Annotated in this window: 17 protein-coding genes and 1 pseudogene; 12 read left to right on the plus strand and 6 right to left on the minus strand. The window is 58.3% G+C overall.

What is annotated here, in order from left to right; all coding sequences use genetic code 11:
- The first annotated feature begins 9 nt into the window (after positions 1-9).
- The 4 genes and pseudogenes from ACY8FN_RS17180 to gloA all read left to right on the plus strand — a co-directional run bounded on the left by ACY8FN_RS17180 (position 10) and on the right by gloA (position 2,126).
- On the plus strand, positions 10-771 hold the full coding sequence (locus ACY8FN_RS17180) for an electron transport complex subunit E (RefSeq protein WP_463100694.1): 762 nt from the start codon (positions 10-12) through the stop codon (positions 769-771).
- A 13-nt stretch (positions 772-784) separates the two neighbouring features.
- A complete protein-coding gene (gene nth, locus ACY8FN_RS17185; protein ID WP_463100695.1) occupies positions 785-1,426 on the plus strand; it encodes an endonuclease III in 642 nt (213 codons plus the stop codon).
- A gap of 127 nt (positions 1,427-1,553) precedes the next feature.
- A pseudogene (locus ACY8FN_RS17190) lies at positions 1,554-1,656 on the plus strand (endonuclease III); the annotation flags it as partial.
- Positions 1,657-1,712: 56 nt separating this feature from the next.
- Positions 1,713-2,126 carry a lactoylglutathione lyase gene (gene gloA / locus ACY8FN_RS17195; protein ID WP_033137974.1) on the plus strand — a complete coding sequence of 138 codons (414 nt, stop codon included), beginning with the start codon at positions 1,713-1,715 and terminating at the stop codon, positions 2,124-2,126.
- A gap of 84 nt (positions 2,127-2,210) precedes the next feature.
- On the opposite strand, the gene ACY8FN_RS17200 is transcribed toward gloA, so the two are convergent.
- A complete protein-coding gene (locus tag ACY8FN_RS17200; RefSeq protein WP_172954882.1) occupies positions 2,211-3,086 on the minus strand; it encodes a flagellar protein MotY in 876 nt (291 codons plus the stop codon).
- A gap of 264 nt (positions 3,087-3,350) precedes the next feature.
- Here ACY8FN_RS17200 and ACY8FN_RS17205 point away from each other — a divergent pair, with 264 nt between their 5' ends.
- The 3 genes from ACY8FN_RS17205 to ACY8FN_RS17215 all read left to right on the plus strand — a co-directional run bounded on the left by ACY8FN_RS17205 (position 3,351) and on the right by ACY8FN_RS17215 (position 6,248).
- Positions 3,351-4,274, plus strand: a complete 924-nt coding sequence (locus ACY8FN_RS17205) for a hypothetical protein (protein ID WP_463101192.1) — start codon at positions 3,351-3,353, stop codon at positions 4,272-4,274.
- Positions 4,275-4,659: 385 nt separating this feature from the next.
- Positions 4,660-5,367 (plus strand): phospholipase D family protein, encoded by a 708-nt coding sequence (locus tag ACY8FN_RS17210; protein ID WP_463100696.1) that lies wholly within the window; start codon positions 4,660-4,662, stop codon positions 5,365-5,367.
- A 23-nt stretch (positions 5,368-5,390) separates the two neighbouring features.
- The gene (locus ACY8FN_RS17215; RefSeq protein ID WP_463100697.1) at positions 5,391-6,248 is read left to right on the plus strand and encodes a nuclease-related domain-containing protein; all 858 of its coding nucleotides are present in this window, start codon (positions 5,391-5,393) and stop codon (positions 6,246-6,248) included.
- Between the two features lie 57 nt (positions 6,249-6,305).
- Here the strand turns inward: ACY8FN_RS17215 and ACY8FN_RS17220 are convergent, their stop codons facing one another.
- The 3 genes from ACY8FN_RS17220 to carA all read right to left on the minus strand — a co-directional run bounded on the left by ACY8FN_RS17220 (position 6,306) and on the right by carA (position 12,139).
- Positions 6,306-7,457, minus strand: a complete 1,152-nt coding sequence (locus ACY8FN_RS17220) for a DUF1615 domain-containing protein (RefSeq protein ID WP_463100698.1) — start codon at positions 7,455-7,457, stop codon at positions 6,306-6,308.
- A 304-nt stretch (positions 7,458-7,761) separates the two neighbouring features.
- Positions 7,762-10,986: a carbamoyl-phosphate synthase large subunit gene (gene carB, locus ACY8FN_RS17225; protein ID WP_101315284.1), complete on the minus strand. Its 3,225-nt coding sequence runs from the start codon at positions 10,984-10,986 to the stop codon at positions 7,762-7,764.
- 16 nt (positions 10,987-11,002) lie between these two features.
- Positions 11,003-12,139 carry a glutamine-hydrolyzing carbamoyl-phosphate synthase small subunit gene (gene carA / locus ACY8FN_RS17230; protein WP_463100699.1) on the minus strand — a complete coding sequence of 379 codons (1,137 nt, stop codon included), beginning with the start codon at positions 12,137-12,139 and terminating at the stop codon, positions 11,003-11,005.
- Between carA and ACY8FN_RS17235 the strand changes: the two genes are divergently transcribed.
- Positions 12,131-12,457 (plus strand): hypothetical protein, encoded by a 327-nt coding sequence (locus tag ACY8FN_RS17235; RefSeq protein ID WP_463100700.1) that lies wholly within the window; start codon positions 12,131-12,133, stop codon positions 12,455-12,457. The genes carA and ACY8FN_RS17235 overlap by 9 nt on opposite strands.
- A gap of 335 nt (positions 12,458-12,792) precedes the next feature.
- On the opposite strand, the gene dapB is transcribed toward ACY8FN_RS17235, so the two are convergent.
- Positions 12,793-13,605 carry a 4-hydroxy-tetrahydrodipicolinate reductase gene (dapB, locus tag ACY8FN_RS17240; protein ID WP_139719000.1) on the minus strand — a complete coding sequence of 271 codons (813 nt, stop codon included), beginning with the start codon at positions 13,603-13,605 and terminating at the stop codon, positions 12,793-12,795.
- Between the two features lie 331 nt (positions 13,606-13,936).
- Between dapB and ACY8FN_RS17245 the strand changes: the two genes are divergently transcribed.
- The 4 genes from ACY8FN_RS17245 to serA all read left to right on the plus strand — a co-directional run bounded on the left by ACY8FN_RS17245 (position 13,937) and on the right by serA (position 18,365).
- Positions 13,937-15,271: a Na+/H+ antiporter NhaC family protein gene (locus ACY8FN_RS17245; protein WP_438578289.1), complete on the plus strand. Its 1,335-nt coding sequence runs from the start codon at positions 13,937-13,939 to the stop codon at positions 15,269-15,271.
- Between the two features lie 242 nt (positions 15,272-15,513).
- Complete coding sequence (locus ACY8FN_RS17250; protein WP_463100701.1) at positions 15,514-16,110, plus strand: 5-formyltetrahydrofolate cyclo-ligase; 597 nt, start codon at positions 15,514-15,516, stop codon at positions 16,108-16,110.
- Between the two features lie 161 nt (positions 16,111-16,271).
- The gene (gene rpiA / locus ACY8FN_RS17255; RefSeq protein WP_098969773.1) at positions 16,272-16,925 is read left to right on the plus strand and encodes a ribose-5-phosphate isomerase RpiA; all 654 of its coding nucleotides are present in this window, start codon (positions 16,272-16,274) and stop codon (positions 16,923-16,925) included.
- A 207-nt stretch (positions 16,926-17,132) separates the two neighbouring features.
- Positions 17,133-18,365, plus strand: coding sequence for a phosphoglycerate dehydrogenase (gene serA / locus ACY8FN_RS17260; protein ID WP_101325191.1), 1,233 nt, complete (start codon positions 17,133-17,135; stop codon positions 18,363-18,365).
- A 139-nt stretch (positions 18,366-18,504) separates the two neighbouring features.
- On the opposite strand, the gene ACY8FN_RS17265 is transcribed toward serA, so the two are convergent.
- Positions 18,505-18,885 carry a diacylglycerol kinase gene (locus ACY8FN_RS17265; RefSeq protein WP_463100702.1) on the minus strand — a complete coding sequence of 127 codons (381 nt, stop codon included), beginning with the start codon at positions 18,883-18,885 and terminating at the stop codon, positions 18,505-18,507.
- Between the last annotated feature and the right edge of the window lie 32 nt (positions 18,886-18,917).

Raw genomic sequence — 18,917 nt, forward strand, 5'->3', positions numbered from 1 at the left:
CGAGCCGTCATGAACGAGATGGAACAGATTGAAACGGGCGCAGCCCCGATTGCCGAGCTGGAAAGCCGTAAGGGCGAGCTCAAGGAGCTGATGAGTCAGGGGCTGTGGAAGAACAACCCCTCGCTGGTGCAGGTGCTGGGGCTCTGCCCGACCCTCGCCGTCTCCTCCACCTTTACCAATGCGCTGGGGTTGGGCCTTGCCACCATGGCAGTGCTGGTCTGCTCCAACCTTGCCGTCTCGCTGGTGCGTAACTGGGTGCCGAAGGATATTCGCATCCCGGTCTATGTAATGATCATCGCCTCGCTGGTGACCAGCGTGCAGCTGCTGATGAACGCCTACACCTATGGCCTCTATCAGGCGCTCGGCATCTTTATCGCCCTGATCGTCACCAACTGCATCATCATCGGCCGCGCCGAGGCCTATGCCTCCAAGAACCCGCCGCTGCTGGCGGCCCTCGACGGCCTGATGATGGGCCTTGGCTTTACTCTGGTGCTGCTGGTACTGGGCGGCATGCGCGAGATCATCGGCATGGGCACCCTATTTGATGGCGCCGAGCTGCTGCTGGGCGAGTGGGCCAAATCCCTGCGCATCGAGCTGTTCCACGCCGATGCCAGCCTGCTGCTGGCGATTTTGCCGCCGGGCGGCTTTATCGGGCTGGGGCTGCTGATCGCCGCCAAGAACGCCATCAACGACTGGCGTGATCGCAAACAGGCTACCACTGTTGCCCACTGCAACGTTGCCCCGGCCCGCGTCCGGGCGACCGAGCTATGATCGGACGCAAGGCATGAACAACCAGAAACGCAGAGAGATCCTGGAACGGCTACGGGAGAACAATCCCCACCCCACCACAGAGCTCAACTTCAACTCGCCGTTCGAGCTGTTGATCGCCGTGCTGCTCTCGGCACAGGCGACCGATGTCAGCGTCAACAAGGCGACCGACAAACTCTATCCGGTGGCCAACACCCCGCAAGGGATGCTGAGCCTCGGGGTGGATGGGCTCAAGAGCTATATCAAGACCATTGGCCTCTTCAACACCAAGGCCGAGAACGTCATCAAGACCTGCGCCATCCTGCTGGAGCGCCACGGTGGCGAGGTGCCGGAGAACCGCGAAGCACTGGAAGCCCTGCCCGGTGTCGGCCGCAAGACCGCCAACGTGGTGCTCAACACCGCCTTTGGCTGGCCCACCATCGCCGTCGATACCCATATCTTCCGGGTATCGAACCGTACCGGCTTTGCGGTAGGCAAGAACGTGGATCAGGTGGAGGAGAAGCTGCTCAAAGTGGTGCCCGCCGAGTTCAAGCTGGATGTCCACCACTGGCTGATCCTGCACGGGCGTTACACCTGTCTCGCTCGCAAGCCGCGCTGTGGTTCCTGTATCATCGAGGACTTGTGCGAGTACAAAGAGAAGATCTATCCAGAGAACTGAGTGACCGGGTGCCACCACCGCCATAGCTGTCTCGCTCGCAAACATCTGCGGCTGCGGTTCCTGTATCATCGAAGAGTTGTGCGAGTACAAAGAGAAGGTCTATCCAGAGAGCTGAGTGACTGGGTACCACCACCGCCATAGCTGTCTCGCTCGCAAACATCTGCGGCTGCGGTTCCTGTATTATCGAAGACTTGTGCGAGTACAAAGAGAAGGTCTATCCAGAGAGCTGATAGCCTCGCAACCGAGATTGAAAGCAGTACACATCACCAACCCGGAGAACTGAGCAATGAGAATTCTGCATACCATGCTGCGTGTCGGCGATCTGCAACGCTCCATCGACTTCTACACCCGCGTCCTCGGCATGAAGCTGCTGCGCAAGAGCGAGAACAGCGAGTACAAGTACACCCTGGCCTTCGTGGGTTACGGTGATGAGAAAGACGATGCGGTGATCGAACTGACCTACAACTGGGGGGTGAGCGAGTACGAACTGGGTTCTGCCTACGGCCATATCGCGCTGGAAGCGGACGACATCTATGCCACCTGCGACGCCCTGCGTGCCGCCGGTGCCAAGATCACCCGCGAGCCGGGCCCGGTCAAGGGTGGCACTACCGTGATCGCCTTCGTCGAAGATCCGGACGGTTACAAGATTGAACTGATCGCCAAGAAAGATGCCGGTACCGGTCTGGGTGACAGCGTCTAAGCTGCCCGATTCTAACTGCCAGATGGCAGGATCAAAAAAGAGCGCGCTGGCGCTCTTTTTTATGCCCTGCTGCCGATAGCGGTGCTAGATCTCGCCGTTACGCCCCATGCTGATCACCACCCGCCGGTTCTTGGCGCGCCCCTGCTCGGTTTCGTTGGAGGCGACATGCTGCTTCTCGCCGTGCCCCTCCACCGAGACCTTGCCAGGCTCCAGCCCCAGATCGACAAACACCTTCTTGATGGCATCGGCCCGCTTCTCGGAGAGTTTCTGGTTCGGCCAGCGGCCGCCGTAGCTGTCGCTGTAGGCGTCGATCACCACCACGTCGATGCTCTTGTCCGCCTTGATAAACTCGCTGATCATCGCCAACCGCCGCTTGGAGGCGATAGAGAGCTGGTCGCTGTTCTTGTCGTAGGTGAGCACGCTAAAGGCGATGTCGTTGAAGCTGTAGGGCAAGAGCCCGCTCAGACAATCGATAAAGGCCTGATATTTAACCCGAAAGTTGACTGACGAGAGCGACACCCGCACCGCGCGGTTCTGACGATACCAGTCCCGATACTGGAAGGTGGGCATGCTCCCCCCTTCCAGCTCGTCGAGCATAGTCCAGGCAGTCTGCCCCTCTACCAGCCCATCAAACTGCTGATAGAAGTGAAGCTGGCTCACTTCCCGCCCGGCGATGCCGGGGCGCCAGATCGGTGGCATGATGCCAAGACTCACCGTCTGGGTCTGGGCCTGCGGCCGCTTGCCCTTGAGCTCGAAGTCGAGGTTAATCTTGCGTCCGGCGCGGCTGACAAAGGCCCCCGTACCCCAGTTGGGAATGGGGTGCTCGAGGCGACACTCAATCTGGGTATCGGAGGTCAAACGCCAGACGGATTGATCCAGACCGGCACCGAATTCGGTCACCCCAGCCTGTAACTGCATACTCACGGATATGCTGACCAACCCTAACACCCAAGCGTTCAATTGCCTGCCCTCCACACGATCTCATCAGAGATATCGGCGGCCAGGCCACAAGCTTTAGCAACAAACTGCAAGGGGCTGCCGCCGGTGTGGCAAAGGCTTGCCCCCCAGCGGCAACCGACCGCAAGCGACGCTCATTCCCCCTCTTTACCCCGTGCCAACCGGCGGGAAGCTCGCTACAGTAAAGCCAGGGCAACCAGACGCAGCTTATCGGGAATCACGCTCATGCTCCGACCCTTCTCCTCTTTATTGCAGATGTTGTGGCTGATGCTGCTGGCGCTATCCGGCAGCGCCGTCCATGGCGCGACCCAGGATCAGGAGTGGGCGCAAGATCGCGCCAATGCGGTGCTCTCGCTGATGGCCTTCTCTGTGGTGCCCGACATCACTGCCAGCAACCTCGATATCGGTAGCGGCACTGGTCAATCAGCCGCCCTCAACATGACCCAGCTCGGTGGTGGCGCCACAATGAGTGAAGCGGTCCCCATCTATCTGGAAGGGGCCATCGGCTTTAGCCGCTACGACCCCCAGTTCGTGGTAAGCAACGGCACCGAAAGCCGCACCCTCCCGACCAAATGGAACAGCGTGACCGCCTCTGGCGGAGTCGGCTGGGATATCGCCCTCCATGAAGACCAGCGTGGTGGCCACTGGGTGCTGCGCCCCATCGCCAACATCTCTTTGGGCACCATGGCCAGCGATCTGCGGATCGGCAACTGGCTGCTGGATCGCAAGACAGGCTACTCGCTGGACTTTCTCGACGGTGGTCAGCTTAATATGTACGGGCTGGGGGGGGCACTGATGCTCGACTATGAGCTCTTTTCCAACACGCAGGATATCGATGCCGAGCTGCGCTACTCCTACCAGCACCTGCAAAGCTTTGGCAACACCACGCAAAGCGTGCGCGGCAGCGCGGAGGCCGAAAATATCGGCCTCTATCTGCGCCGCCGGGCCCCGGTGTTTGATTGGACTCTGCTCGATCGCCCGCTGCGCTATGTGATGGAGGGGGCGCGCACCGAATACCTCGGCGAGCAGCGCGGCCTGCTCGGGTTCAACTCCCTCAACTCCCTTGGTCTCGGGCTGGAGCTCGACAGCAGCAAATACGACATCATAGTCAGCCGTACCCGTCTGGTCGCCCGCTATATGTTCAGCCACAACACCAACGGTTATTCCATCGGACTGGCCATGAGTTTCTAAGCCGTTATTTTGTGCCTGCCTATCGATGGCAATCAGGTCAAGCCGAGCCATAGTGGCCGCATCCTGTTCGATTGATAACCCCGACACATGCCTTGCCAGACACCAAGCCCCGCCAAGGGGCTTTTTTGCACCTGCAATTTGCCATCAACCGCTGCCACCCGAAAAATCCAGCCTTGTCACAGAGTTAGTGCAATCAGTCACATATTCCTTTTGATGAAATTGTTAGGATGGTTCAGTTCGGCGCCCAATTATCCGCATGAAGCCATGATGTCGATTGCCAGCCGCACTGGCTGGGCGATCACGGCGCCCGAAATGGAGATGACCTGCCGAGCGCCAACCAAGTATTTGCGCCACCAGTTACACCACAGGGATAGAGATTTTTGCCATGGCCAAGTTTTTGAATACCAGCGCAACCAACTATTTTCTTGAAGAACTTATCAAAGATGCCAAAGAACGCCTGATCCTGATCAGCCCCTTCCTCAAGCTCAATGACAGGATCAAGGAGCTGCTCACCGACAAGAACCGCCTCAAGATCGATGTGCGGATCGTCTATGGCAAAAGCGAGTTGCAACCGGAAGAGATCAGCTGGCTCAAAGAGCTCACCTATATCCGTACCAGCTTTTGCAAAAACCTCCATGCCAAGTGCTATCTCAATGAGGAGATGTGCATTGTCACCAGCCTGAATCTCTACGAGTTCAGTCAGGTCAATAACAACGAGATGGGGGTGTTGATCCAGCGCTCGGAAGATCATGACCTTTATCGTGATGCCTATGATGAGGCCCAACGGATTATCCGGGTCAGTGATGAAGTCCGCATATCACTTGAGCGAGTTGTCAGTGAAGCCGAGGCCCAACAACCTGCTGCCAGTGAAAGTGATGCTGTCACAGAGAAACTGACCTCATCCAAACTGGCCCAAAAATGGGGGATCAAAACCAATGAGTTGCTGGAAAAAATGGTGACTCACGGCTTGCTTGAGCTGCGTGACAGCAAGCATTACCTGACCGCCAAAGGAAAGGAGGAAGGGGGAGAGTTTAGAATGAGCCCCAAATTTGGCCCTTATTTCCTCTGGCCAGAGGCCATGAATCCCCTCTAATCAACTAATTGGATAAATGTGAAATGGACTTCACACCCGTTATTGCGGTTCTGCTGGGCCAGCTCTGGTATCTGCTGCCCCTGTTGTTGATTGCCACCCTGATCAAAACCCCCTGGTTCAAGGGGATGATCGGGGAGGCCTTTATCAATCTGGGTATCCGGCTTTTTCTCGACAAGCGGGAGTACCACCTGCTCAAGGATGTGACGCTGCCAACCCCGCAGGGCACTACCCAGATCGACCATGTGATCGTCTCGCCCTTCGGGCTATTTGTCATTGAGACCAAAAACATCAAGGGGTGGATATTTGGCAATCCTGCCCATAAGAGCTGGACTCAGCAGATCTATCGCCGCAGGCATACCTTTCAAAATCCGCTGCGCCAGAACTATCTGCACCTGATGACGCTCAAATCCTTGCTGGGGCTGGCGGATCAGCAACTCCACTCGGTGATCTATTTTATTGGCGACTGCACCTTTAAAACTCAGATGCCGGATAACGTGATGAACCGCGGGCTTATTCGCTATATCAAGGGCAAAACCACGCCGGTGTTGACCCCTGCCGAGGTCACTCGGGTGATAGACACCATCCAGCGGGGGCGACTGGCCGCCAATTGGCAGACCCACAGACAGCATGTGGCGCAGCTCAAGGCACGTCATAGCCAACCTGCCACGCCCTCTTCCCGGGACAACCCCGCAAGCGTGGTAAGAGAGATGATCCCCGTACCTTCTGAGGCGAGCCACGCTCAGCAACACTGCCCGAAATGCGGCAATGCCATGGTGCTACGAACAGCACGCCGCGGCAGCAACAAAGGGGATCAGTTCTGGGGATGCAGCGGTTATCCGACATGTCGGCAGATCATCACGCTACGAGCAGAGGAGAGATAAGCCTCCTTGCACCTGTGGAAGCATCAAGGGCGGCCAATTGGCCGCCCTTGATGCTTCTTAGTGAATGGTCGCCATCTGCCGCACGCAGCGTTGTTCCCTGTCATCCACCCGCTTGGCAAACCAGGCGGTGGTGAGGTTGCGGGTGATCTTGGGGCTCTTGAGCTGAATGCCGGGCAGGATGGCGCGGGGTTGCCGCTTGCCCGCTTGCTGGTCGGCCAGAGTAAAGATGCGATGGTAGAGATCGGTCTCGGCAAACTCGGCGGTGTCCCCTTTGCGCAAGCTCTGGTGGATCGCCTGTTTGCTCATATTGACCCAGTTGGCGAGGGTGTAGACGGCCAGCTCGGTATTGCCCGGCAGATCCGAGTCATAGCGAATAAGGTCTCCGTCCAGCGCCAGAGTTTTGCCACTCAAGCGGCTGACGGCGGCCTGAAAAGCGGCGTTGCGGCTGGCATACCAGCCGGCGTTGAAGTCGGCAAAGCGGTAGAGAGTATCCGGGTAGTCGGCGGGATAACCGAAGATATGCTTGGTGCCAAACCAGATGCCACCACGGCGGGTGAAGACTTCGTGGCGAATGGAATCCTTGATGGGATAGGGATAGCCACGGGCGTTGGCCTCGGCAAAGGCGATGCTCACCTGCATCGGGCCGCCGGTATGCACCGGGTTGAGGTTGCCAAACAGCGTCTTGCCCATCGGCAGCATGCTGATCATGTCCTCGAAGATCTCGCTCATCTCCCGCTCGGTGCGCAGTTTGTCGATGCGCTCGGCATAGCTCTTGCCGGTCGGTGAGTTGATGGAGAGCGCGGCCCGCACCATAAATTCGGGGATCAGCAGCTTGGCCGCCCGGGCGTTGATCTCTTTCCAGGCGATCTTGCCAAGACCCGGCACCACGGGGTCGGCCTGATAGGTGGCCTCCTGCTCCGCCACCGCCAGCACGCTACAGACGTTGTGATCATTGACCGTCACCCCCTGGGTGGTGAGCGCCGTCACCACATCGCTGGCCCACCCCTGTTTATCGACCACATTGCGGGGCAGAAATGTCACGATGCGGCTCTTCATGTCCGCCGGTTTGCGCGGCTGCATGGCAGGCGGTGTCTTGGGGGCGCTGACGCTCGCCTCTTTGGTCGGGGCGGAGGCGGGATCACTGGCGCAACCGGCCAACAGCAAGGCAACACTGAGGGCAATAAGACGACATGAAGGCACTGCGGTCATAAGCATTTCCATTTTGGGTTGACCACTTCAGGCAGCACCTGTGGCGCTGCACTGACAAGCAAAGTGAGGCCATTGTAGAGGATTGCCTGTGGCAGTTGAAACCCGCGCTCGCTTCTGCGCCCTCCCCTTGCCCACTTTTGCCGCCCCACGCGCCATCCGCTGACTGCAATGCGGAAGTCATGACCTTCCTCAATGACTCACTCATTCCGCACCGAACTGTCAGCGGCGGATAAAAAGAAACCCCCGCCATTGCTGGCGGGGGTTGGTCGTCTGGCAAGTCAGGCTGATGCCCGCTGCAAACTCCTTAGCGGTTTTTCACGCGCTGATGCAGCTCCTGCACCGAGTTGACGTTGGCGGTGGCATCCATGCTGATGGCCATGCAGGTGGCAAACGCCTCATTCATGGTGGTGGTATAAGCCACCTTGTGCTGCAAGGCGGCACGGCGCAACTGCTTGGAGTCCTGGATCGCCACTCGCCCTTCGGCGGTGTTGACGATGTAGGTGTACTCGCCATTCTTGATGCGATCCAGAATGTGCGGGCGCCCTTCGTGCACCTTGTTGACCAAGCGCGGGTTGATGCTCGCTTCACCCAGCGCCACTGCGGTGCCGTGAGTGGCATCCAGCTCGTAGCCCAGCTCCAGCAGCTTGGCGGCCAAATCCACCACCAGCGCCTTGTCGCTGTGACGAACAGATAACAGGGCGCGACCCTCTTTTGGCACGGCATGGCTGGCGCCCAGCTGGGCCTTGGCATAGGCCTCGGCAAAACTGTTGCCCACCCCCATCACTTCACCGGTAGAGCGCATCTCTGGCCCCAGCAGCGGGTCAACCCCCGGGAACTTGGCGAACGGCAGTACCACCTCTTTCACCGAGTAGTAGGGCGGGATGATCTCTTTGGTGAAGCCCTGTTGTTGCAGCGACTGACCAGCCATGACGCGGGCGGCAATCTTGGCCAGCGGAGCACCGGTCGCCTTGGAGACAAACGGCACGGTACGGGCGGCGCGCGGGTTCACTTCGATGAGGTAGATGTCATCGCCCTTGACCGCAAACTGCACGTTCATCAGGCCGACCACACCGAGTTCCAGTGCCAGCTTGCGCACCTGCTCACGGATCTCGTCCTGAATTTTCTTGGACAAGGTATAAGGAGGCAGGGAGCAGCCGGAGTCACCGGAGTGGATACCGGCCTGCTCGATATGCTCCATGATGCCGCCGATGACCACATCGGTGCCGTCGCAGATGGCATCCACGTCCAGCTCGGTAGCATCGTCCAGGAAGCGGTCCAGCAGTACCGGCGATTCGTTGGAGACGCTCACCGCCTCGGCAAAGTAGCGACGCAGGTCGGTCTCGTCATAGACGATCTCCATGGCGCGGCCACCCAGCACGTAAGAGGGGCGCACCACCAGCGGGTAGGTGATCCGCTCGGCAGTCAGCACTGCCTGCTCCAACGCGGTGACGGTACCGTTTTCCGGTTGCTTGAGGCCGAGGCGCTCAACCGCAGACTGGAAGCGCTCACGGTCTTCGGCGCGGTCGATGGCATCCGGGCTGGTACCGATGATCGGCACGCCGTTGGCTTCCAATGCCCGTGCAAGCTTCAGCGGGGTCTGGCCACCGTACTGGACGATAACGCCCTTGGGTTTTTCGATGCGCACGATCTCCAGCACATCTTCCAGGGTCACCGGCTCGAAGTAGAGACGGTCAGAGGTGTCGTAGTCGGTGGAGACGGTCTCAGGGTTGCAGTTGACCATGATGGTCTCGTAACCGTCTTCGCGCAGGGCCAGCGCGGCGTGCACGCAGCAGTAGTCAAACTCGATACCCTGACCGATACGGTTCGGGCCACCGCCGATGATCATGATCTTGTCACGGTTGCTCGGCGCCGCTTCGCACTCCTCGTCATAGCTGGAGTACATGTAGGCGGTGTTGGTGGCGAACTCGGCGGCGCAGGTATCGACCCGCTTGTAGACCGGGAAGATGTTGTGGCGGGCACGCAGTTTGCGCACTTCGCCTTCGGCCACGCCGAGGATCTTGGCGAGACGAGCATCGGCAAAGCCTTTGCGCTTGAGGGCGCGCAGGAAGTCGGCATCGAGACCGGCCATGCCGCGCTCTTTCACCTCTTCTTCCAGCTTCACCAGATCTTCAATCTGCACCAGGAACCAGGGGTCAATCTTGGTCAGCTTGAAGATGCCATCCATGGAGAGACCGGCGCGGAACGCATCGGCGATGTACCAGATACGGTCGCAGCCAGCGTCCTGCAGCTCGTGACGGATGCGGGTCAGGGAGTCCGGAGCATTGAGGTCGACCATGGGGTCGAAGCCGGTCTTGCCGGTCTCGAGGCTACGCAGCGCCTTGTGCAGGGACTCCTGGAAGTTGCGGCCAATGGCCATCACTTCGCCGACCGATTTCATCTGGGTAGTCAGGCGGTCGTTGGCACCGGCGAACTTTTCAAAGTTGAAGCGCGGCACCTTGGTGACCACGTAGTCGATGGCCGGCTCGAAGGAGGCTGGGGTGCGACCACCGGTGATGTCGTTCATCAGCTCGTCGAGGGTGTAACCGATGGCGAGCTTGGCGGCAATCTTGGCGATGGGGAAACCGGTCGCCTTGGAAGCCAGCGCAGAGGAGCGCGACACCCGCGGGTTCATTTCGATGATGACCATGCGGCCATCTTTCGGGTTGATACCGAACTGGACGTTGGAGCCGCCGGTCTCGACGCCGATCTCGCGCAGTATCGCCATGGAGGCGTTGCGCATGATCTGGAACTCCTTGTCGGTCAGCGTCTGGGCTGGCGCGACCGTGATGGAGTCACCGGTGTGGATGCCCATGGGGTCGAAGTTTTCGATGGTGCAGACGATGATGCAGTTGTCGTTGCGATCCCGCACCACTTCCATCTCGTACTCTTTCCAGCCAATCAGCGACTCATCGATCAGCAGCTCTTTGGTCGGCGACAAATCCAGACCGCGCTCGCAGATCTCGACGAACTCTTCGGTGTTGTAGGCGATGCCGCCGCCCGAGCCGCCCATGGTAAAGGAGGGACGGATGATGCAGGGGAAGCCAACCATCTGCTGCACGCCCCACGCCTCTTCCATGTTGTGGGCGATACCGGCGCGCGGACACTCCAGACCAATGCTCTTCATGGCGATGTCAAAGCGGCGGCGATCTTCGGCCTTGTCGATGGCGTCGGCGGTGGCGCCGATCATCTCGACCCCGAACTCGGCCAACACCCCGTGTTTTTCCAGATCCAGCGCGCAGTTCAGTGCGGTCTGGCCGCCCATGGTGGGCAGTACCGCATCCGGGCGCTCTTTCTTGATGATCTCGCGCACCACTTCCCAAGTGATGGGCTCGATGTAGGTGGCGTCTGCCATCTCCGGGTCGGTCATGATGGTGGCCGGGTTGGAGTTCACCAGAATGACGCGGTAGCCCTCCTCGCGCAGGGCTTTGCAGGCCTGGGCGCCGGAGTAGTCAAATTCGCAGGCCTGGCCGATAACAATGGGGCCGGCGCCGAGGATCAGGATGCTCTGTAGGTCGTTACGTTTTGGCATGGCTTCTCTTTTCCTCTTAAGCGCGATACTGCTTGATCAATTCAATAAAGTGGTCGAACAGACCGGCACAGTCGTGCGAGCCCGGGCTCGCTTCGGGGTGACCCTGGAAGCTGAAGGCCGGACGGTCGGTGCGGTGAATGCCTTGCAAGGAGCCGTCGAACAGGGAGACGTGGGTGGCGCGCAGGCAATCCGGTAGGGTCTGCTCGTCCACCGCAAAACCGTGGTTCTGGGCGGTGATCATCACTGTGTTGTCATCGAGGCTCTTGACCGGGTGGTTGGCACCGTGGTGGCCGAACTTCATCTTGACGGTCTTGGCACCGGAGGCCAGACCCAGCAGCTGGTGACCCAGACAGATGCCAAACACCGGGGTATTGGTATTGAGGAAGGTCTTGATGGCCTCGATGGCGTAATCGCACGGCGCGGGGTCACCGGGGCCGTTGGAGAGGAAGATGCCATCGGGCTTCATCGCCAGCACTTCGGCGGCCGGGGTCTTGGCCGGTACTACGGTCAGGCGGCAGCCACGGTCAACCAGCATCCGCAGGATGTTGCGCTTGACGCCGAAGTCATAAGCCACCACGTGGTATTTGAGCTGGTCGGCATCCGGGGTGATGTGCCCCTTGCCAAGCTGCCAGCTCCCTTCGGTCCAGTTGTACGCTTCACTAACCGTCACTTCCTTGGCCAGGTCCATCCCCTTCAAACCGGGGAAGGCGCGGGCCTGTTCGAGGGCATGAGCCTCATCAACCTGTTTACCTGCAAGGATGCAGCCAGCCAGGGCGCCTTTCTCGCGCAGGATGCGGGTCAGTTTGCGGGTGTCGATATCGGCGATGCCAACGATGTTATGAGACTTGAGGTAATCGGAGAGGGATTGCTGATTGCGGAAATTGGAGGCAAGTATCGGAAGGTCCCGGATGATCAATCCCTGAGCGTGGATTTGACTGGACTCTTCATCTTCGCTGTTGGTGCCGGTGTTGCCTATATGGGGGTAAGTGAGGGTGACTATCTGACGGGAATAAGAGGGATCGGTGAGGATTTCCTGATAGCCCGTCATCGACGTATTGAAAACCACTTCACCAACGGAACATCCCTCGGCGCCTATCGACACGCCTTTGAACACAGTTCCATCTTCCAGCACTAGCAATGCAGTGTGATTCAAGACAACCTCCAGTTATTTAGCTTTAAATTCAGCAACTTACCTGGGTGTTGCGGGCTCAATCCCTGTCTCAAACAGGGCTCAAAACCGGCAGATTTCTGGCAAATTGGGCGCATTTTACTTAAAAAAAGTGGCAATTCAACGTCTTTTCTCAGATTGAATGCATCTAAATTCAATAAAAAAGCAACTTTACCCATTATCTATGCACTAACCGCCTTTGCAACCCCCATTTTTGAAAGAAAAGAAAAAACCACCATCAAAAGAGGCAGTCAAACCTTCAATAACAACAAAATCAGATTAATTTTAAATTCAAAACAATGAGTTATAATTTAAACAAAAAATATAAATAGTAAAAAAAATGCCATTTTAATGGCAAGAGATTGCACCTAAAAAATAGAAAACGTTTTTCTTTGTTTGAATTTTTAGTCTTTTCGATGATCTGTAAAAAAATCGCAGGGGGAGCCAAAATGCCACTCAACTTCGTTACCTGACGATGACATTTTGGGAGGGACGATCTGGCAGAACAAGCAAAACAGCCTCTTTATCCTGACTCAGGCAAAATCAGCACCAAAGCTGCCATTTTTACATTAATGCTATTGCTGGACAGTAAAAACCCCGGCAAGCCGGGGTGGTTCACAACAGATCTATCAGGTCGATCACTTCAGATTGAGTACGTCCTGCATGTCATATAGACCGGCTCGCTGTTGGCTAAGCCACTTGCCCGCCCGCACCGCACCATTGGCGAAGGTCAGACGGCTGGATGCCTTGTGGCTGATCTCCACCCGCTCGCCGATATCGGCAAACATCACGGTATGCTCCCCCACCAGATCGCCAGCGCGGATGGTGGCAAAGCCGATGGTGTTGCGATCCCGCTCGCCGGTGATCCCCTCGCGGCCATAAACGGCGCACTCTTTCAAGTCACGTCCGAGCGTCTTGGCCACCACCTCTCCCATAGAGAGCGCGGTACCGGACGGTGCATCCACCTTGTGGCGATGGTGCCCTTCGATGATCTCGATATCGGTGTAATCCCCCATCACCTTGGCGGCCTGCTCCAGCAGCTTGAACACCAGATTGACACCCACCGAATAGTTGGAGGCAAACACGATGCCGATCTGCTGGCCCGCCTCTTTGAGCGCCGCCTTGCCTGCCTCGTCAAAGCCGGTGGTGCCGATCACCATCTGCTTGTGGTGGGCCAGCGCAAAGGCCAGATTGGCCAGGGTCACCTCGGGGCGGGTGAAGTCGATGATCAGATCAAATGCGTCACGCACCTTGTCGAGGCTGTCGCTGATCGCCACACCCAGATGGCCCAGCCCGTTGAGCTCACCGGCATCGAGACCGATCACCACAGAACCGGGGCGCTCCAGCGCCGCACCGACCACCACGCCATCGGTATTGGTGATGGCCTCCAGCAGCACCTTGCCCATACGACCATTACAGCCCATCACGGCCACACGGATCGGATTGTCCATCTCCACCCTCTCATCACTTTTAATTATGGAAAGAGACCGTTTTACCAGCCTGCGCCCGCTTTGAAAAGCCCACAGTGAGTCAACCAAGCGCTCCGACAAATCAACGAGATATTTCATTTAATCCGAACATTTAACGGATTTAATCAAAGTGACAAAATCACCAGACAAAAACACCTATCCGTCTGGACGTCTACCTTGACCAGAAAGGGGCGAGTCACTACTGTGGCCTCCCAATGCGGCAGGATGCCCGCCCTGTTTTCCCCTTTTTATCTTCGATAACGGCATAAAGCAGCGCATGACAGGAGGTCATTGTTCAATTTCAGAGGAACACATGATCCAGATCCAACCCAGTGCCAGGGCCTTGCTGCCACTCCTGGTTTTTCTCGCACTCTTTATCGGTACCGGTACCTGGCTGACCCTGCAAGGGGTCGAGTTCGCCTTCTATCAGCTGCCCGCTCCCGTGGCGGCCCTGCCTGCCGTGATGCTCGCCCTGCTGCTTGGTAAGGAGGGCTTCAACAGCAATCTGGAGACCTTCTTCAAGGGGGTCGGCCACAGCAACATAATGGCGATGTGCCTCATCTATCTGCTGGCGGGCGCCTTTGCCAGTGTGGCCAAGGCCACCGGCGGCGTTGATGCCACCGTGGCGCTCGGTCTGTCGCTCATCCCCGGCTGGGCGCTGCTGCCCGGGTTGTTCCTGATCTCTGCCTTTATTGCCACCGCCATGGGTACCTCCATGGGCACTATCGGTGCCGTGGCGCCGGTTGCGCTGGGTGTGGCACAAGCGGCCGGTATCGATCCGGTGCTGATGGCGGGTACCATTCTCTCCGGCGCCATGTTTGGCGATAACCTCTCCATCATCTCCGACACCACCATTGCGGCCACCCGCAGTCAGGGCTGCGAGATGAAGGACAAGTTTCGCGAGAACTTCAAGATTGCCGCTCCTGCCGCCATCGCGGTGATCCTGCTCTATCTGACCCTGGGGTCAGTGGGTGAAGCCCCTGCCAACGGCAACGCCATCGAGCTGGTCAAGGTAATGCCCTATCTGCTCATTCTGGGGCTGGCGCTCGCCGGGGTGAATGTGTTCGTGGTACTGGGGATCGGCATTCTGGCCGCAGGTACTGTGGGCATGGTCAACGGCTACGCCATCGGTCAATTCAGCAAGGATATCTATCAGGGCTTTACCGGCATGCAGGAGATCTTCCTGCTCTCCATGCTGATCGGTGGCCTCGGCGCCCTGATGGAGCGTCAGGGTGGGCTGGCCTGGATCAGCGAGCGCATCAGCGCCCTGATTGCCCGTTTCACCCGCGAGCACAACGGTGAACAGAACGAGAAAGCGGCCGAGCTTGGCATCGCCGGGGTGGTGAGCCTCACCAACCTCTGCACCGCCAACAACACTGTGGCCATTATCGTCGCCAGCAAGGTGGCCCGGGATCTGGCCGAGCACCACGGGGTCACCCCGCGCCGCGCCGCTTCCATGCTCGATATCTTCTCCTGCGTGATCCAGGGTCTGATCCCCTGGGGCGCACAGGCACTGCTGCTGGGCTCCATCTTCGCCCTCTCACCGCTGGCAGTGGTGAGCATGAGCTTCTACCCGATGGCGCTCGCTGTGGCGGCGCTAATTGCAGTGTTCGTGAAGCACCAGATGCGCAGCAAGGCTGACAAGTAACAGGATAACGCCCATGCGCTTCTACACAGGATTAGCACTCGCTGTGGCGGCGCTAATTGCAGTGTTCGTGAAACATCAGATGCGCAGCAAGGCTGACAAGCAATAACATCAGACGCTGGCATGCCGACATGCCAGCAACAGGGGCTGCACCGCAGCCCCTGTCCCCCCTTAACGTCCAGAGTGAATGTGCTAAGGTAGAGCGCGTTCAAGCCATCGATGCGCAGCTATACCAGAGGTTCCCCATGCATGAGTCCCAACCCGAACGTCAATCCCTGCGCCAACTGGTTCGTCAACGTCGCAAAAATTTGAGTCCGGCCGAGCAGCAAGAGGCAGCCCAACAGCTGCTGGCCCAGTTCAAGCAGCACCCCGAGATCCTCGCCGCCAAACGCATTGCCCTCTATCTGGCCAATGACGGGGAGATCAACCCCCTGCCCACCATCCACTGGCTGTGGGCCCAGCACAAAGAGGTCTACCTGCCGGTGCTCCACCCCTTTACCCCGGGTCACCTGCTCTTTTTGCGCTACACCGCCACCAGCCCCATGGTGCGCAACCGCTACGGCATCGAAGAGCCAGAGCTGGATATCCTGCAGGTGGTGCCCCACAGCACCCTCGATCTGATTTGCACCCCGCTGGTTGCCTTCGACGCTGCAGGCAATCGCCTTGGCATGGGGGGCGGCTACTACGATCGCACGCTGGCCATCTGGCATGAGCACAAGCTGGGCCCCAAACCGCTGGGCATTGCCCACGACTGCCAGCAGGTGGAGGAGGTACCGCAAGAGGAGTGGGATGTGCCACTGCCCCAGATCATCACCCCGAGCCACTGCTGGCGCTTTGAATAGGCTGTGTTTAGCCGGCTGACCCGGCTTTGTGCGCGCAAACGCAGAATAAACAGGCAAACGATTTACCACGCACTGCTTTTTGCCCCGGAACGTGAGCAACAAGGTCGCGACGGGGTACAGGGTTGGATATAATGCGCCCGCTTTTTTCTTAAGGAACGATCATGACTCAAGATGAAATGAAGAAGGCGGCCGGTTGGGCTGCGCTCAAGTACGTGGTTCCCGGCACCATCGTCGGGGTGGGCACCGGCTCTACCGTCAACCACTTTATCGACGCGCTGGCGACCATGAAGGATGAGATCAAGGGGGCGGTATCCAGCTCCGTGGCCTCCACCGAGCGCCTCAAGGGCTTCGGCATCACAGTGTATGATCTCAACGACATCGACGCCCTCTCCGTCTATGTGGATGGCGCCGACGAGATCAACGGAACCCGCGACATGATCAAGGGCGGTGGCGCTGCCCTGACCCGCGAGAAGATTGTCGCCGCCGTGGCCGACAAGTTCATCTGCATCATCGACAACACCAAAACCGTTGAGGTGATGGGCCAGTTCCCACTGCCGGTAGAAGTGATCCCGATGGCCCGCGAATACGTGGCTCGCGAGATCCGCAAACTGGGCGGCAACCCGGTGTGGCGTGAAGGTGTGGTCACCGACAACGGCAACATCATCCTGGATGTGAAGGATATGGCCATTACCGATGCCAAAGGGCTGGAAGTACAGCTCAATGCCATCGTTGGTGTGGTCACTAACGGCCTGTTCGCCGCCCGTGGCGCAGACGTGGTGGTGATCGGCACCCCGGATGGCGTGGTTATCCAGTAATTACCCTCCGGCTGAAACACGGCGCCTGATGGCGCCGTTTTTATTTACCCCTCAACAAGTTGCAAACGAATGTTTACAACAATCGTTGATAACTTCAAAGAATTTGACTTTCGTCACAAATATTCCCTCTCCCGAACGTTTTTGCTACTTTACGGTTTTCTTCGCACACCAAATCTGCACTTACGCTTCACACATAGAGGGATCGTCATGACTGCCACGTTTTCGTTGGACAAGGATAAAATCAAGGTGCTGCTGCTGGAGGGGGTTCATCCCAATACCGTAGAGACCCTCCGCGGCGCAGGTTACACCAGTGTGGAGTATCTCAAGACCTCGCTCTCCGAAGAGGAGCTGATCGAGCAGGTTCGCGACGTCCATTTCATCGGGCTGCGCTCCCGCACCCAGATCACCGAGAAGGTGCTGGATGCCGCCAACAAGCTGGTCGCCATCGGCTGCTTCTGTATCGGCACCAATCAGGTTGAGCTGGAAGCGGCCCAGATCCGCGGCATTCCGGTGTTTAATGCCCCCTTCTCCAACACCCGCTCGGTGGCCGAGCTGGTACTGGGGGAGATCCTGCTGCTGCTGCGCGGCATCCCAGAGAAGAACGCCAAGTGCCATCGCGGCGTGTGGGAAAAACTGGCCAATCGCTCGGTGGAAGCCCGTGGCAAGAAGCTCGGCATCATCGGTTACGGCCACATCGGCACCCAGCTTGGCATCATCGCCGAGAGCATCGGCATGAAGGTTTATTACTACGACATCGAGAACAAGCTGTCGCTGGGTAACGCCATCCAGGTGCCGAGTATGGTCGAGCTGCTCAATATGTCCGACGTCATCAGCCTGCACGTGCCGGAGACCGCCTCCACCAAAGATATGATCGGCGCCGAACAATTGCGGATGATGAAACCGGGCGCCATCTTGATCAACGCCGCCCGCGGTACCGTGGTGGATATCGATGCCCTGGCTGACATGATCAAGAGTGGTCATATTTCCGGTGCCGCCATCGACGTCTTCCCGGTCGAGCCCAAGTCCAACGACGAGGAGTTCCAAAGCCCGCTCCGTGGGCTGGAGAACGTCATCCTGACCCCGCACATCGGTGGTACCACCCATGAAGCGCAGGAGAACATCGGGCTGGAAGTGGCCAACAAGCTGATCAAATACTCCGACAACGGCTCCACCCTCTCCGCCGTCAACTTCCCGGAAGTGTCGCTGCCGGGCCACAAAGGCTCCAGCCGCCTGTTGCACATTCACCGCAACCAGCCGGGGGTGATGAACCAGATCAACCAGATCTTCGCCGAAGAGGGGATCAACATCGCCGGTCAATACCTGCAGACCAGCAGCCATATCGGTTATGTGGTGATCGACGTGGAGACCGAACACAGTGAGAAGGCGCTGGCCAAGCTCAAAGAGATCAACGGCACCATCCGTGCCCGCATCCTCCACTGATAAACCCGTTTATCTAAGCAGCAAAAAGCCCGTCGTGATGACGGGCTTTTTTATGTTGCAGAACCTAAATCGAGTTCGATCCCTTCTCCCCTCGCGGGAGAAGGGTTGGGGATGAGGGTGAGGGAAAATGAAGCCTGACTTACCACCAGCCCAATAGATTGCGGCCAACCAGCGCGCCCCATACCAGCGCATTGAGGGCCAGTGCGATGAAGACGGCGGCAGAGCCGAGATCCTTGGCGCGGCCGGAGAGCTCGTGATGCTCGGTGCCGATGCGGTCGACCACCGCCTCGATGGCAGAGTTGAGGATCTCGACGATCACCACCAGCCAGCTGATCACGACCAGCAGCAGGATCTGGTTGAGGGTGTCGCCAACCCAGAAGGCCAGCGGCATCAGCAACAGGATCAACATCAGCTCCTGCCGGAACGCTGCCTCGTTAATCCAGGCTGACTTGAGCCCCTTCATGCTGTAACCGGTTGCGTTGATGATGCGGGTGACCCCGGTTGCCCCTGGCTTTGCCACGCTATCTACCTCATTTGGAATCAATTTTGGCC

The organism is Aeromonas sp. 160P, from assembly GCF_055193095.1.